The organism is Streptomyces tremellae (assembly GCF_039540215.1).
In the GTDB taxonomy this organism is placed as follows: domain Bacteria; phylum Actinomycetota; class Actinomycetes; order Streptomycetales; family Streptomycetaceae; genus Streptomyces; species Streptomyces tremellae.
In genome coordinates this window covers 1-13,246 of sequence record NZ_BAABEP010000099.1, presented here as the reverse complement: position 1 = coordinate 13,246, position 13,246 = coordinate 1, and the positions used below count along the sequence as shown (strand labels likewise).

The following is a 13,246-nucleotide window of genomic DNA, read 5'->3' as shown; positions in this document are numbered from 1 at the left end:
GCGGCCGTGGGGCCGCGGAGGCGGTCGCGGGCTCCCGGCGCGCCGCGGTCGGGACCGCGGTCGACGCCCGCCGCGCGGCCCGCGGGCCCGGCGCACGCCGTACCGTCCCGCCGTGCGCCGCCACCTCGGTGGAACGGCGGCGCACGGCGCCATCGTTACGCCCGGGGCGCCACCTTCGTCAACCCGTTGATGATGCGGTCCATCGCGTCGCCGCCGGTCGGGTCCGTGAGGTTCGCCAGGAGCTTCAGCGTGAACTTCATCAGCAGCGGGTGTGTGAGGCCGCGCTGCGCCGCCAGCTTCATGACGGTCGGGTTGCCGATGAGCTTCACGAACGCGCGGCCCAGCGTGTAGTAGCCGCCGTAGGTGTCCTTGAGGACCTGCGGGTAGCGCTGGAGCGCGCGCTCCCGCAGCGCCGGGGTGGCGCGGGCGTGCGCCTGGACGATCACGTCGGCCGCCAGCTGCCCCGACTCCATGGCGTACGCGATGCCCTCGCCGTTGAACGGGTTGATCATGCCGCCCGCGTCGCCCACGAGCAGCAGCCCGCGCGTGTAGTGCGGCTGGCGGTTGAAGGCCATCGGCAGGGCGGCGCCGCGGATCGGCGTCGTCATGTTCTCCGGGGTGTAGCCCCAGTCCTCCGGCATGGAGGCGCACCACGCCTTGAGCACTTCGCGCCAGTTGAGCTCGTGAAAGGCCGCCGACGAGTCGAGGATGCCGAGGCCCACGTTGGACGTGCCGTCGCCCATGCCGAAGATCCAGCCGTAGCCGGGGAGCAGCCGCTCCTCGCCGCCCCTGCGGTCCCACAGTTCGAGCCAGGACTCCAGGTAGTCGTCGTCGTGCCGCGGCGAGGTGAAGTACGTCCGCACGGCGACCCCCATCGGCCGGTCCTCGCGCCGGTGCAGCCCCATGCCGACGGAGAGCCGGGTGGAGTTGCCGTCGGCGGCGACGACCAGCGGCGCGTGGAACTCCGCGGGGGTCTTCTCCTCACCGAGCTTCGCGCGGACGCCGGTGATCCGGCCCGCCCTGTCGGTGATCGGCTCCGTCACGTTGCACCGCTCGTACAGCCGGGCGCCCGCCTTCTGCGCCTGCCGGGCCAGCTGGTCGTCGAAGTCGTCGCGCTTGCGCACGAGGCCGTAGTCGGGGAAGGAGGCGAGGTCCGGCCAGTCGAGCTGGAGGCGCATCCCGCCGCCGATGATCCGCAGCCCCTTGTTGCGCAGCCAGCCGGCCTCCTCGGAGATGTCGATGCCCATGGCCACGAGCTGCTTCGTCGCGCGGGGCGTGAGGCCGTCGCCGCACACCTTCTCGCGCGGGAACGCCGTCTTCTCCAGGAGCAGCACGTCGAGGCCGGCCTTGGCGAGGTAGTACGCCGTGGTCGAGCCGGCGGGGCCCGCCCCGACGACGATCACGTCGGCGGTGTTCTCGGAGAGGGGCTCGGTCACGGCGGGGGCTCCCGAAGGGTCGGCGCGGATACGTGCGCGATACGGCGGCACGGCCGCGCACTCAGCAAAGTGGCGCGCCGACGTATCGAAGGGCAACGGACATGGGCAGTCTATGGGGGCGTACCGACAAGGCCGCTCGAAGGGCAGCTTCCGTGAACGATTCGCCTCAGCTCGTACCCAGCAGCAGCACCGCCGGCCTTCCCGGCGCGGTCACCGTCGAGGAACCCCTCCCCGGCGCCGCGCCCCGGCCCGCGCCCGCCCCCGCGCTCGGGCTGCGGGTGCCGACCGACGAGGACGCGTACGCCTGGCACCGCCTCTTCGCGGACCGCGAGGTGATGGAGTTCCACGGCGGGCCCGCCGAGTTCTCCGTGTACGAGGAGCTCACCGCCCGCCAGCGGCGCCACGCGGCGGAGCGCGGCTTCTGCCTGTGGACGGTGGTGGACGAGCACGGCGAGGCGGCCGGCTTCACCGGCGCGCAGCCGTGGCCGCACGAGTCGTTCGGCCCGTACGGGGAGATCGAGATCGGCTGGCGCCTGGGCCGCGCGTACTGGGGCAGGGGCTACGCCACGGCCGCGGCGCGCCTGACCCTGGACCGGGTGCGCGCGGCGGGCGTGGCGCGGGTGGTGGCGATGGTCGACGCGCGCAACGAGCGCTCCATCGCGGTCACCAGGCGGCTCGGCATGAGCCTCGCGAGGTCGTTCGCGTACGTCCCGCGGCACGCGGAGGGCGGCGAACTCGTGGGCCACCAGTACGAGCTGGCGCTCTGACCCGGCCCGTGCCCCGGGCCGCCCGCGCGCCCGGAGCCGCCCGCCTCAACTCAACGGCCGCCCGCCTTAGGCGCGTACCCCGCGGTGCAGCGCCACCACGCCGCCGGTGAGGTTGCGCCACGCCACCTGCGACCAGCCGCAGCGCTTCATGCGGGCCGCGAGGCCGCGCTGGTTGGGCCAGGCGCGGATGGACTCGGCGAGGTAGACGTACGCGTCGGGGTTGGAGGAGACGCGGCGCGCGACGGGCGGCAGCGCGCGCATCAGGTACTCCTGGTAGACCGTGCGGAACGGCCCGAACGTCGGGTCGGAGAACTCGCAGACGACGATGCGCCCGCCCGGCTTGGTCACCCGGTGCAGCTCGCGCAGCGCCCGTTCGGAGTCCTCGACGTTGCGCAGGCCGAAGGAGATCGTGACCGCGTCGAAGACCTGGTCGGCGAAGGGCAGCCGGGTCGCGTCTCCCGCGGTGAACGGCATCCAGGAGCAGCGCCGCTTGCCCTCGCGCAGCATGCCCATGGAGAAGTCGCAGGGCACCACGTACGCGCCGGTCCGCGCGAGCTCCTGGGACGAGGTCGCCGTGCCGGCCGCCAGGTCGAGGACCTTCTCGGCCGGGCGCGCGGCCACCGCCTTCGCGACCTCCTTGCGCCACAGGCGGGCCTGGCCGAGCGAGAGCACGTCGTTGGTCAGGTCGTACTTCTCCGCCACGTCGTCGAACATCGTGGCGACTTCTTGTGGCTTCTTGTCCAGGGATGCACGGGTCATTGCCCCATTGAACCAGCCGCCGCGGCGGCCGCCCCTGGCCCCGGGGGCTATGCCCGCCGGTGGACCAGCCGCCCGGCGAGCACCGTCGCGAGGGACTCGTCCGCGCCCTTTGCGGGGAAGACCGCGAAGTCCGCCGCGCCGCCCTCGGCCAGGGCGGCCGCCCGCGCGCGCAGCCCCGCGCGGCGGACGGCCGCCGCGACCTGCGGCCGGGCGAAGGGCCCCGCGACGGCGGTCACCCCGCGTGCGAGCAACCGCTGCACGCCCCGGCGCGCGCTGGCGCCCCAGCGGGTGTCCGTCATGGCGACGGAGGCGGCGGGCAGCGGCCCGGTGCCGAACTCGGCGGCCTCGCGCGGGTCCGGCCAGTAGCGCCCTTCGAGCAGCTCGGCCGCGTCGGCCGCGTACCGGCCCGGCTCCAGCACGCCGTCCCAGGCCCGCACCCGGGCCCCGCCGTCGCCGCCGTAGCGCCCGAGCACCGTCTCGTACGGCCCGAGCGCCGCGATCCGTCCGCCGTCGATGACGACCGCGAGTCCTGGGGTGGCGGGTCCGTCCCCCGCGGTGCGCACCCCGAGGGCCGGGTGGTGGATGGTCCGCACCGCGCCGTCCTCAGTTGGCGCCGAGGAGCTTGAGCTCGGGGTGGGCGGTGCCGCCGGCGATCGCCGTGGAGGAGATGTGGGAGACGACGCGGTCGTCGACCGGGTCGTTCGCCGGGTCGTCGTGGACGACGAGGTGCTCGTAGGTGGTGGCGCGCTGCGCGGGGACGCGGCCGGCCTTGCGGATCAGCTCGATGATCTCCATGCGGTTGGAGCGGTGCTTGGCGCCCGCGGAGGAGACGACGTTCTCCTCCAGCATGATCGAGCCCAGGTCGTCGGCGCCGTAGTGCAGCGAGAGCTGGCCGACCTCCTTGCCCGTGGTCAGCCAGGAGCCCTGGATGTGGGCGACGTTGTCGAGGAAGAGGCGCGCGATGGAGATCATCCGCAGGTACTCGAAGAGGGTGGCCTGCGTCCGCCCCTTCAGGTGGTTGTTCTCCGGCTGGTACGTGTACGGGATGAAGGCGCGGAAGCCGCCCGTCCGATCCTGCACGTCGCGGATCATCCGCAGGTGCTCGATCCGCTCGGCGTTGGTCTCGCCGGTGCCCATCAGCATGGTCGTGGTGGATTCGACACCCAGGTTGTGGGCGGTCTCCATGATGTCGAGCCAGCGCTCGCCCGACTCCTTGAGCGGCGCGATCGCCTTGCGGGGCCGCTCGGGCAGCAGTTCGGCGCCCGCGCCCGCGAAGGAGTCGAGGCCGGCCGCGTGGATGCGGCGGATGGCCTCCTCGGCGCTCACGCCCGAGATGCGGGCCATGTGCTCGACCTCGGACGCGCCGAGGGAGTGGATGACCAGCTGCGGGAACTCCTTCTTGATGGCCGAGAAGGCGCGCTCGTAGTACTCGACGCCGTAGTCGGGGTGGTGCCCGCCCTGGAACATGATCTGGGTGCCGCCGAGCTCGACGGTCTCCGCGCAGCGGCGCAGGATGTCGTCGAGGTCGCGGCTCCAGCCCTTCTCCGTGTCCTTGGGCGCCGCGTAGAAGGCGCAGAACTTGCACGCCGTCACGCAGACGTTCGTGTAGTTGATGTTGCGCTCGATGATGTACGTGGCGATGTGCTCGGTGCCCGCGTACCGGCGGCGGCGCACCGCGTCGGCGGCCGCGCCCAGCGCGTGCAGGGGCGCGTCCCGGTACAGGACGACGGCCTCCTCGGGCGTGATGCGGCCCCCCGCGGCGGCTCGGTCCAGGGCTCCGGCGATGTCAACGGACGGGTGGTCAGCCTTCTCGGTCACCGGAACGGGTCCTTCCACAGGGGGTACGACAGCCGCTCAAGCCTACGCCAGCGCCCCGCGCCCGGACCGGACGGCGGCCAGGGGGCGGCCGGGGAGCGGGCCGGCGCCCGCGCCGCCCACTCCACAGGGGCGGGCCGGGGCCCGGCCTCAGCGGTCCAGGATCTCCACGCGCACGTCGGCGGGAAAGCCCGTGGTCGGGCCCGTGCGGCGGGCAAATTCCCTGACGCCCGCGAGCTGCCGCTCGCCGAAGCGGAAGTCGAGCGTCGTGAAGTACTGCTCAAGGAGGGAGGCGTCGAACGCCTCCCAGCGCGCCGCCTGCTCGGCGACCTTCGTGACCTCTTCGAGGGAGAGGTCACGCGAGGCGAGGAACGCGCGGTGCACCTCGCGCACGGTCTCGGGCTCGCGGGCCAGGAAGTCCTTGCGCGCGGCCCACAGGGCGAAGACGAACGGCAGGCCCGTCCACTCCTTCCACATCGCGCCGAGGTCGTGCACCTGGAGGCCGAGGCGGGGCGCCTCGTGCAGCGAGGCGCGCAGGGCCGCGTCGCCGATGAGGACGCCCGCGGGCGCCTCCTGCATCATCAGGCCGAGATCGGGGGCGCAGCGGAAGTACTCGGGGTTCACGTGGTGCGCGTCGGACAGCAGCAGCTGGGCGAGGCGTACCGCGGTGCGGGAGGTCGAGCCGAGGGCGACCTTCTCGCCGTCGAGCCGGTCGAGCGGGACCTGCGAGACGATCACGCAGGACATCACGTCGCCGTCGCAGCCCACGGCCACGTCGGGGAAGGCGACGAGTTCGTCGGCGTGGCGCAGGTACTCGACGAGGCTGATCGGGGCGATGTCCAGCTCGCCGCGCACGAGCTGGTCGTTGAGCTTGTCCGGGGTGTCCTTGGTGAGCTCCAGATCGAGCAGGGTCCCGGTCCTCGCGAGGCCCCAGTACAGGGGCAGACAGTTGAGGAACTGGATGTGGCCGACGCGCGGCCGGGTGCGGCGGCCGGCTCCGGCGGGTCCTGTGGCGTCCTGTGCTGACGTGTCTTCTTCTGGAGTGTCCACATCGCGAGGCTAAACCCGGGTCGCCCGCCGGGGGTCCGCGGGGCCGCGATGCGCGCCGCCGCCGGTCCGTACGGGGGACGTGCCGACCGGGGGGAACGTGCCGGCCGCGGGGGACGTACGGAGCAGCGGCGCGGACGCCCGCGCGGCGCACCGCCGCCCGCCCTGGCCGGAAAGTGTGCCCACGCGGGCGCGCGGCACGCGCGGGAGAGCGGTGATCTTTGCCTCTACCGCCGCGCAGAGGCACCGTGCTAGGCTCGCTCGCAAGTTGCAGTTTGGTTTCCCTTGCAGTACAGAGCCTGCGGAGCATGTGACGCCGCAGGCTTTTGTAGTTTTCAGACTTCTTTGCAGGTTCTGGAGCAGGGCAACCCTTTGGCCCAAGGAGGGCTTATGGCTACCGGAACCGTCAAGTGGTTCAACGCTGAAAAGGGCTTCGGCTTCATCGCCCAGGACGGCGGCGGCCCGGATGTCTTCGTCCACTACTCCGCGATCAACGCCTCTGGTTTCCGCTCCCTGGAGGAGAACCAGGTCGTGAACTTCGACGTCACCCAGGGCCCGAAGGGCCCGCAGGCGGAGAACGTCACCCCGGCCTGAGTGCCCGTGGTCGGCGATCGCCCATGACTACGTGAGAAGCAGTACCCAAGGGGCCCCACCCCGCCGCGGACGGCGGCGGGACGGGGCCCCTGCACCTTTCCGGGCCCGGCTTTCCGGGCTCGCCCCCTTTTTTTCGGTTTCCGGTTTTCCGGCCCGGTCGCGTGGGTCCGGTTTCGCGGCCGGTCGCACGGGCCCGGCTCTCCGCGACGCGGCTCCGCGGCCGGGTTTTCCAGCCCCGGTCTGTCCGCGCGCGGGCTACCTCTCGTACAGCTTTGCTATCTCGTCGGCGAAATCCCGGGTGATCTGGTCACGGCGCAGTTTCAGCGAGGGCGTGAGATGGCCGTTCGCCTCCGTGAAGTCGGTCGTGAGGACCAGGAAACGGCGGATGGACTCCGCCCGGGAGACCAGCCGGTTCACCTCGTCGACGGCGCGCTGGAGTAGGCCGCGCAGCTCCTCCTCCTCGGCCTCGGGCGCGTCCTGGCCCGTCCGCCGCCTGCGCATCTCGCGCCAGTGCGCGAGGCCGTCCGTGTCGAGGGTGATCAGCGCCGTGATGTAGGGCCGGTTGTCGCCCGTGACCATGCACTGGCTGATCAGCGGGTGGGCGCGCAGCCAGTCCTCCAGGGGCGCGGGCGCCACGCTCTTGCCGCCGGTCGTGATGATCACGTCCTTCTTGCGGCCGATGATCGTCAGGTACCCCTCGTCGTCCAGGGCGCCGAGGTCGCCGGTGGCGAACCAGCCCTCCTCGTCCCGCACGGGCACGGGCTCGCCGCGCTCGGCGTCCCAGTAGCCGGCGAAGACATGGGCGCCGCGCAGCAGCACCTCGCCGTCGTCCGCGATCCGCACCGCCGTGCCCGGCATGGGCCAGCCGACCGTGCCCATGCGGGGTCTGCGCGGAGGCGTGCAGGTGGCGGCCGCCGTGGTCTCCGTCAGGCCGTACCCCTCGAAGATCTCGACGCCGACGCCCGCGTAGAACGACGACAGGTGGCGGCCGAGCGGCGAGCCGCCGCAGATCGCGTACTTGACCCGGCCGCCGAGCGCGGCGCGGATCCTGCGGTGCACGAGCGGGTCGTACAGGGCGCGGGCGGCGCGCAGCGCGATCGAGGGGCCGGGGCCCGCGCCGTGCTCGGCCGCCTCAAGAGCCTCGCCGTAGCGGCGGGCGACCCGGGCCGCGCGGTCGAAGGCGGAGGCGCGGCCCATCCGTTCTGCCTTGGCGCGGGCCGTGTTGTAGACCTTCTCCAGCACATAGGGGATGGCGAGCAGGAAGGTCGGCCGGAAGGCGGCGAGGTCGGCGAGGAGCGCCTGGGTGCCGACGGACGGCGCGTGTCCGAGCCTGACCCTGGCGCGCAGGCAGGCGACGGCGACCATCCGGCCGAAGACATGGCTGAGCGGCAGGAACAGCAGGATCGAGGGCGGCTCCTTGCTCACCGAGGTGAACACCGGATAGAGCAGCGCGACGGCGTTGTCGACTTCGGCGAAGAAGTTGCCGTGGGTGAGGGCGCAGCCGCGGGGGCGGCCCGTGGTGCCCGAGGTGTAGCTGAGTGTGGCGAGACTGTCGGGGGTGACGAGGGCCCTGCGCTGGGCGAGCACATCGGGGCCGACGCCCGCGCCCGCCTCGCGCAGCCGGTCGAGCCCGCCGTCGTCGAGCACCCACAAGTGGCCGAGCTGGGAGAGCCTGCGGCCCTCCTGCCGTACGAGGGCGGCCTGCGCCGCGTCCTCCACGACGCAGGCGACGGCGCCGGAGTCCTGGAGGATCCACCGGGTCTGGAACGCGGACGACGTCGGGTAGACGGGGACGGTCACCAGGCCCGCCGCCCAGGCGGCGAAGTCCAGCAGCGTCCACTCGTAGGTCGTCGTGGCCATGATCGCGATCCGGTCGCCGGGCCGCAGCCCCTCGGCGACGAGCCCGCGCGCGACGGAGCCGACGTCCTCGGCGAACGCGGCGGCGGTCACGTCCTGCCAGCTGCCGTCCGGCAGCTTGCGGCTGATGACGACGGCGTCGGGCTCCTGGCGGACGTTCTCGTACGGGATGTCGGCGAGCGATCCGCCCCGTACCGGGGGCGCGAGCGGTGGTACGTACGCCTCCCGCACGGCCGAGCCGTCCCTGACGAGCTGCGGGGGGACGGCGGGCGGCGGCTCGGCGGACCGCGACGCGGGAACCTGGGACACGGCTGTGGTCACGGGCTGCTCCTGGGGGTGCGCGGCGCTCCTGAGGAACGCCCAGAGCTGACCCTAAAGGGAAGCGCCCGGTCCCGAACACCGGGGCGGCGCGGTCGGGTTCACCGGTACACGGCGCGCCGGGCGCGGCGGCGGCGCGCACCGGGCCGCGCCCCCGGCGGGTCAGGCCGCGGTCGGCACCTCGTGCTCGCGCGCCTCCTGCTCCCGCGCCGGCCCGCCCCGGCCTCCCCACGGCAGTTGGGGAGGCGGGGGTGCGACGACCTGCGGCCCGGATCACACAGCGGAAGGCCCGCGGCACACGGCGGGAACCCGCGCGGGCCCGGCCCGCGGTCCATCGCGGACCCGCGGACTGCTCGGCCTACTCGGCGTCCTCCGCGGCGCGGTTGGCCTCCAGCTTGGCGCGCGCCTTGTCGAGACGGCCCGACACCTTCATCGACATCTCGTCGCGCTGCTTGCGCAGCACCACGAAGCTGATGGGCGCGGAGACGACGAGGGCGAGCAGCAGCACCCAGATGCCGTTGGAGTCGCCGAGGCCCCTGGGCACCGCACCGACCCGGACGAGGGCCGCGATCACGACCATGCATCCGATGAAGATGGCGATGCGCGCCATGGTGTAGCGGACGGTCACTCCTGGCTGCCGGATCACTGCGTGGCCTTCTCTCTTCCGGTCTCGTACCTTCCAGTGAAGCACGGGGGCCTCAGGCGCTCCCCAGCGGGAGCAGCATGACGATGTCGTCCCTGTCGTCGCCCGGCGCGACCCGGATCGCGCCGGGCACCCGGCCGACCTCCTTGTAGCCGCACGCCGCGTAGAAGCGGTCGGCTCCGGTGCCGCCGCGGCACGTCAGGCGGATCGCCTCGATGCCGTCGAGCCCGCGCGCCGCGTCGGCGGCCGCGGCCATCAGCTGCCGCCCGTACCCCTTGCCCTGGTGGCGCGGGTGCACCATCACGGTGTACAGCCACAGCCAGTGCCCCATCAGGCGGTGGGTGTTGAGAGTGAGGAACGCGGTCGCCGCGACCTCGCCGCTCCCGTCGTACCCCACCAGCAGGTGCGTACGGCCCTCCGCCATCGCGGTCAGGTGCTTGACCAGCTCAGGCCTGACGTCGTCGGGTGCGACCGGCGGCACGAAGCCGACGGCGCCGCCCGCGTTGACCACGTCCGTCCACAGCGCGAGGATGCCGTCGCGCAGGGCGCGGCCCTCCCGCCCCGGGCCGAAGGGCGGGTCGAAGCGGAACGTGAGTGCCATGCCCGCGCCCTCACACCCGCATCGGCTGGGGCGCCTCGCGGCGGGCCGCGTCGGGGCCCGGGTACTCGCGGACCGTCTCGTAGCGGGTGTTGCGCTCGACGGGGCGGAAGCCGGCGTCGCGGATCAGGTCGAGCAGGTCCTCGCGGGACATCTTGTTCGGCGTGCCGTAGTTGTCCGCGTCGTGCGTGATCTTGTACTCGACGACCGAGCCGTCCATGTCGTCCGCGCCGTGCTGGAGCGCGAGCTGCGTGGTCTGGAGGCCGTGCATCACCCAGAACACCTTGACGTGCGGGACGTTGTCGAACAGCAGCCGGGAGACCGCGAAGGTCTTGAGCGCCTCGGCGCCCGTGGCCATCGTGGTGCGCGCCTGGAGCCGGTTGCGGATCTTGCCGTCCTTCATGTCCACGAAGTCGTGCTGGTAGCGCAGCGGGATGAAGACCTGGAAGCCGCCGGTCTCGTCCTGGAGTTCGCGCAGCCGCAGCACGTGGTCGACGCGGTGCCTCGGCTCCTCGATGTGCCCGTACAGCATCGTGCTGGGCGTCTTGAGGCCCTTCTCGTGCGCGAGGCGGTGGATGCGGGACCAGTCCTCCCAGTGGGTGCGGTGGTCCACGATGTGCTGCCGCACCTCCCAGTCGAAGATCTCCGCGCCGCCGCCGGTCAGCGATTCGAGTCCCGCGTCGATCAGCTCGTCCAGGATGTCGGAGGCCGACATGCCGGAGATGGTCTCGAAGTGGTGGATCTCGGTGGCGGTGAACGCCTTGAGGGAGACCTGCGGCAGGGCCTCCTTGAGCGCCTTCAGGGAGCGCGGGTAGTAGCGCCAGGGCAGCGACGGGTGCAGGCCGTTGACGATGTGCAGCTCGGTGAGGTTCTCGCCCTCCATGGCCTTCGCCAGCCGGACGGCCTCCTCGATGCGCATCGTGTACGCGTCCTTCTCGCCCGGCTTGCGCTGGAACGAGCAGTACGCGCACGAGGCGGTGCACACGTTCGTCATGTTCAGGTGGCGGTTGACGTTGAAGTAGACGACGTCACCCGCCTTGCGCGTGCGCACCTCGTGGGCGAGGCCGCCGAGCCAGGCCAGGTCGTCCGACTCGTACAACGCGATGCCGTCCTCGCGGGACAGCCGCTCGCCGTCGCGGACCTTCTGCTCCAGCTCGCGCTTAAGCCCCGCGTCCATAAAAGCCGCCTCCCTTGTGGCTGGTGGTTCGCCCGTCTACGGGCCGGTTCGAGGTTACGCCTCCGGACCGGGTGAACCCGCGGCCCCAGGGCGTCCACCGGGGCCCCTGGCACGTCGATCGCGTCACACCCGGCGGCGGGTCACTCCTCGGGGAGCTCGCCGACGCGGTTCTCCCACTTGGTCGACAGGACGACCGTCGTACGGGTGCGGGAGACGCCCTTCGTGCCGCTGAGGCGGCGGATGGTGCGCTCCAGGCTGTCCACGTTCTCGCCGCGGACCTTGAGCATGAACGAGTCGTCGCCCGCGATGAACCAGCAGTCCTCGATCTCGCCGAGGTCCCGCAGCCGCCTGGCGACGTCCTCGTGGTCGGCCGCGTCGGACAGCGAGATGCCGATCAGGGCGACCACGCCGAGGCCGAGCGACGCGGAGTCCACGGTGGCGCGGTAGCCGGTGATGACCCCCGCGGACTCCAGGCGGTTGATCCGGTCGGTGACGCTGGGGCCGGAGAGCCCGACGAGCCTGCCGAGTTCGGCGTAGGAGGCTCTGCCGTTCTCCCGAAGGGCCTGGATGAGCTGCCTGTCCACGGCGTCCATATGCCTGATGCCTTCCATCATTCAGCGATCCAGCAAGATTACTAGGCAGAACCAAGGTCCCCGGGCCAACGGCCCTGGGAACGCTCCTTCTCGCAGGGGCAGCTTCCCATGGGCGCGAGGCGGATCCCCACGGGCGCGGCGCGGTCTGCCGTGGGCGCGGCGCGGTTTCCCTCAGGTCCCCGCGTCGTCAGGCGTCCGGCGAGCGTCCGTCAGGCGTCCGGCGGGCGGGAGCCGCCGCCCAGCTCGCCGCGCCAGCGCCGGTACAGGCCGTGTTCCACGCCGACCGCGTCGAGCGCGCGGCCCGCGACGAAGTCCACCAGGTCCTGGATGTGCGTGGCGCCCGCGTAGAAGGCCGGCGACACCGGCAGCACCACGGCGCCGAGGTCGTCGAGGGCGACCAGGTGGCGCAGCGTGTTCCCGGCGAGCGGGGTCTCCCGCACGGCGACGACCAGCGGGCGGCGCTCCTTGAGCGTGACCCCGGCGACCCGCTGGAGCAGGTCCTTCGAGAGGCCGAGCGCGACGCCGGCGGCGGTGGCCGTGGAGGCGGGCACGATCAGCATCCCGCGCGCCGGGTACGAGCCGGACGAGGGGCCCGCGGCCAGGTCGCCCGCGGCCCAGTGGCGCACGTCCGACAGGTCGGGCGCCGGGAACGCGGCGGGGTCGCCGTCCGCGCCCCGGGCGAGCCAGGCCGCGAGGTCCTCGCGCCAGTGCGCGTCGCGGAAGGCGATGCCGGTCTCGTCCAGCAGGGTGAGCCGCGCGGCCCTGCTCACCACCAGGTCGACGCTCTCCCCCGCGTCGAGCAGGCCGCGCAGCACCGCGGCGGCGTACGGGGTGCCCGAGGCACCCGAGACCCCGACGACCCAGGGCCTGCGGGACGCGGCGGCCCGGCCGCCCGGTGCACCCGGTGTGTCCGGTGCGCCCGGTGTGTCCTGTGCGTCGGAGGTGCTCACGCGGCGAGCCTATCCGGCCGCCCGTGGGCGGAACCCGGCACGGGGTGCGGGACGTTTCCAGCACGTCAGGCTCACAGGCAGGGGGCTGCGATGGCGTACGGGACGGATCCGGCGGGCAGGCCGGGCGCGGCGGCGCGCACGGGGCGGGGCGGCGGCGGCCGGGTGAAGGCCGCGGGCGCGGTCATGGTCGGCTGGGTGGCGCTGCTGTGGCTGCTGCTCGGGATCGACGAGGCGACGGGCGAGTCGCTCAACACGCTGGGCATCACGCCCCGCAGGCCCGGCGAGCTGCTGGACATCATCCCGGCGGCGTTCCTGCACGGCTCGGTCGCGCACCTGGCGTCCAACACGTTCCCGCTGCTGGTGCTCGGCTTCCTCGCGGCGCTCGGCGGGCTCGCCAGGTTCTTCGGGATCGTCCTGACGATCACCGTGGTCAGCGGGTTCGGCGTCTGGCTGACCGCCCCGGGCAACTCCGTCACCATCGGCGCGTCCGGGGTGGTCTTCGGCCTGCTGGCGTTCCTGGTGATCACCGGTTTCGTCAACCGCCGCGCCTGGGACGTCGTCCTCGGCCTCGTGGTCCTCGCGGTCTACGGCTCCGTGCTGCTCGGCGCCCTGCCGGGCAACCCGGGCGTCAGCTGGCAGGCGCACGCCTTCGGCCTGGTCGGCGGCGTGCTCGCGGCCTTCCTCTTCCGCCG

The 13,246-nt window shown here is 72.9% G+C and carries 14 protein-coding genes; 3 read left to right on the top strand and 11 right to left on the bottom strand.

Going from position 1 to position 13,246, the window contains the following annotated elements; translation table 11 throughout:
• Positions 1-155: 155 nt before the first annotated feature.
• Positions 156-1,436 carry a geranylgeranyl reductase family protein gene (locus ABEA77_RS32525; protein WP_345655556.1) on the bottom strand — a complete coding sequence of 427 codons (1,281 nt, stop codon included), beginning with the start codon at positions 1,434-1,436 and terminating at the stop codon, positions 156-158.
• 272 nt (positions 1,437-1,708) lie between these two features.
• On the opposite strand from ABEA77_RS32525, the gene ABEA77_RS32520 reads away from it, so the two are divergent.
• Positions 1,709-2,203 carry a GNAT family N-acetyltransferase gene (locus ABEA77_RS32520; protein WP_345655566.1) on the top strand — a complete coding sequence of 165 codons (495 nt, stop codon included), beginning with the start codon at positions 1,709-1,711 and terminating at the stop codon, positions 2,201-2,203.
• A gap of 66 nt (positions 2,204-2,269) precedes the next feature.
• Here the strand turns inward: ABEA77_RS32520 and ABEA77_RS32515 are convergent, their stop codons facing one another.
• The 4 genes from ABEA77_RS32515 to ABEA77_RS32500 all read right to left on the bottom strand — a co-directional run bounded on the left by ABEA77_RS32515 (position 2,270) and on the right by ABEA77_RS32500 (position 5,827).
• Positions 2,270-2,962 carry a demethylmenaquinone methyltransferase gene (locus ABEA77_RS32515; RefSeq protein WP_345655554.1) on the bottom strand — a complete coding sequence of 231 codons (693 nt, stop codon included), beginning with the start codon at positions 2,960-2,962 and terminating at the stop codon, positions 2,270-2,272.
• A 47-nt stretch (positions 2,963-3,009) separates the two neighbouring features.
• A complete protein-coding gene (locus tag ABEA77_RS32510) occupies positions 3,010-3,555 on the bottom strand; it encodes an imidazolonepropionase-like domain-containing protein (protein ID WP_425588439.1) in 546 nt (181 codons plus the stop codon).
• Positions 3,556-3,565: 10 nt separating this feature from the next.
• Positions 3,566-4,780, bottom strand: coding sequence for a cyclic dehypoxanthinyl futalosine synthase (gene mqnC / locus ABEA77_RS32505; protein WP_345655553.1), 1,215 nt, complete (start codon positions 4,778-4,780; stop codon positions 3,566-3,568).
• Between the two features lie 147 nt (positions 4,781-4,927).
• Positions 4,928-5,827, bottom strand: a complete 900-nt coding sequence (locus tag ABEA77_RS32500) for a menaquinone biosynthetic enzyme MqnA/MqnD family protein (protein WP_425588438.1) — start codon at positions 5,825-5,827, stop codon at positions 4,928-4,930.
• Positions 5,828-6,214: 387 nt separating this feature from the next.
• Between ABEA77_RS32500 and ABEA77_RS32495 the strand changes: the two genes are divergently transcribed.
• Positions 6,215-6,418 (top strand): cold-shock protein, encoded by a 204-nt coding sequence (locus ABEA77_RS32495; RefSeq protein ID WP_003967102.1) that lies wholly within the window; start codon positions 6,215-6,217, stop codon positions 6,416-6,418.
• Between the two features lie 255 nt (positions 6,419-6,673).
• On the opposite strand, the gene ABEA77_RS32490 is transcribed toward ABEA77_RS32495, so the two are convergent.
• The 6 genes from ABEA77_RS32490 to ABEA77_RS32465 form a co-directional block, all read right to left on the bottom strand.
• Positions 6,674-8,584, bottom strand: a complete 1,911-nt coding sequence (locus ABEA77_RS32490) for an AMP-dependent synthetase/ligase (RefSeq protein WP_425588440.1) — start codon at positions 8,582-8,584, stop codon at positions 6,674-6,676.
• 367 nt (positions 8,585-8,951) lie between these two features.
• On the bottom strand, positions 8,952-9,239 hold the full coding sequence (locus tag ABEA77_RS32485) for a DUF4229 domain-containing protein (protein WP_345655550.1): 288 nt from the start codon (positions 9,237-9,239) through the stop codon (positions 8,952-8,954).
• A 52-nt stretch (positions 9,240-9,291) separates the two neighbouring features.
• Entirely contained in the window at positions 9,292-9,837 is a 546-nt protein-coding gene (locus ABEA77_RS32480) for a GNAT family N-acetyltransferase (protein ID WP_345655548.1), read from the bottom strand.
• Positions 9,838-9,847: 10 nt separating this feature from the next.
• A complete protein-coding gene (gene mqnE, locus ABEA77_RS32475) occupies positions 9,848-11,011 on the bottom strand; it encodes an aminofutalosine synthase MqnE (RefSeq protein WP_345655546.1) in 1,164 nt (387 codons plus the stop codon).
• A gap of 140 nt (positions 11,012-11,151) precedes the next feature.
• Positions 11,152-11,604, bottom strand: a complete 453-nt coding sequence (locus tag ABEA77_RS32470) for an Lrp/AsnC family transcriptional regulator (protein ID WP_345655560.1) — start codon at positions 11,602-11,604, stop codon at positions 11,152-11,154.
• Between the two features lie 209 nt (positions 11,605-11,813).
• Positions 11,814-12,554 (bottom strand): UbiX family flavin prenyltransferase, encoded by a 741-nt coding sequence (locus ABEA77_RS32465; protein WP_345655544.1) that lies wholly within the window; start codon positions 12,552-12,554, stop codon positions 11,814-11,816.
• Positions 12,555-12,644: 90 nt separating this feature from the next.
• On the opposite strand from ABEA77_RS32465, the gene ABEA77_RS32460 reads away from it, so the two are divergent.
• The coding region (locus ABEA77_RS32460; RefSeq protein ID WP_425588437.1) for a rhomboid family intramembrane serine protease at positions 12,645-13,246 on the top strand (602 nt) is incomplete at its 3' end.